The organism is Streptococcus infantarius subsp. infantarius ATCC BAA-102 (assembly GCF_000154985.1).
GTDB lineage: Bacteria > Bacillota > Bacilli > Lactobacillales > Streptococcaceae > Streptococcus > Streptococcus infantarius.
The window spans coordinates 1-1,167 of sequence record NZ_DS572674.1 but is presented as its reverse complement, the minus strand read 5'-3'; the positions used below and the strand labels follow the sequence as shown (position 1 = coordinate 1,167).

1 protein-coding gene, 1 tRNA gene, 1 rRNA gene and 1 other annotated feature (1 of these 4 only partly in view) are annotated in these 1,167 nt (G+C 42.2%); all 3 genes read left to right on the top strand.

All coding sequences use genetic code 11. From position 1 onward, the window contains the following. Positions 1 to 413 (top strand) — a sequence feature (mutual gap in cmsearch alignment for this rRNA model is longer than 100) (it extends 778 nt beyond the left edge of the window). A gap of 85 nt (positions 414 to 498) precedes the next feature. Next, positions 499 to 614: ribosomal RNA gene (rrf, locus tag STRINF_RS00015) — 5S ribosomal RNA — on the top strand. 5 nt (positions 615 to 619) lie between these two features. Continuing rightward, a tRNA-Asn gene (locus STRINF_RS00010) sits at positions 620 to 693 on the top strand. 144 nt (positions 694 to 837) lie between these two features. Beyond that, the coding region (locus STRINF_RS00005) for a sigma-70 RNA polymerase sigma factor region 4 domain-containing protein (protein WP_043878248.1) at positions 838 to 1,167 on the top strand (330 nt) is incomplete at its 3' end.

Below are 1,167 nucleotides of genomic sequence, written 5' to 3'. Positions count from 1 at the left end.
AGGTGTGGCACCTCGAGTCGGCTCGTTGCATCCTGGGGCTCGTAGTCGTTCTCAAGGGTGGGGCTATCGTCACATTAAAGCAGCCACGCGAGCAGGGTTCAGAACGTCGTGAGACAGTTCAGTCCCTATCAGTCGCGGGAGTAGGAGATTTCAGAGGATCTGCTCGTCGTACGAGAGGACCAGAGTGGACTTATCGATGGTGTACCAGTTGTCTTGCCAAAGGCATCGCTGGGTAGTTACTAGGGAAGGGATAAACGCTGAAAGCATCTAAGTGTGAAGCCCACCTCAAGATGAGATTTCCCATGATTTTATATCAGTAAGAGCCATGAGAGATGATCAGGTAGATAGGTTAGAAGTGTAAGTGTGGTGACACATGTAGCGGACTAATACTAATAGCTCGAGGACTTATCCAAAAAAGAAACGAGTCAATATTGACAGCGAGTCGGTTTCTTGTTAGAATATATAGGTATTCAATTTTGATTGGATAATCAATCATAGTTAAGTGACGATAGCCTAGGAGATACACCTGTTCCCATGCCGAACACAGAAGTTAAGCCCTAGAACGCCTGATGTAGTTGGGGGTTGCCCCCTGTTAGATATGGTAGTCGCTTAGCATTTATCCGCCATAGCTCAGTTGGTAGTAGCGCATGACTGTTAATCATGATGTCGTAGGTTCGAGTCCTACTGGCGGAGTTTAAAAGCGGTAGACGGAGAGCAACTCAGATGAGTTGCTTTTTTTTGTGCATCAATTTGGACATTTTTGTCATGTTCCTTTTCCCTAATCCTTTCTATAATAAGGGTACCTTAACAATAAAAAGGATAAAGGAGATCGTAACAGTGGATTTTGAACGCTATTTTCAAACGGTTAAACCAATTATTTTAAAATTACGCCGTCATTATTTTGTCAAACTTTGGGATTATGAAGATTGGATTCAAGAAGGTCGAATTGTTTTCTTTCAACTCTTAGAGGAGCATCCTGACCTCTTAAATAATGAAGGCAAACGCTATAGCTACTTTAAAACAAAATTTTCTAACCATGTTAAAGATATTATCCGCCATCAGGAATCCTTTAAACGGAAATTTAATCGCATGCCTTATGAAGAAATTAGTGATATTAGTCACTGTGTGCCCCAGGTATCTTTCTTTGAAGTCGCAGATTACGTGGCT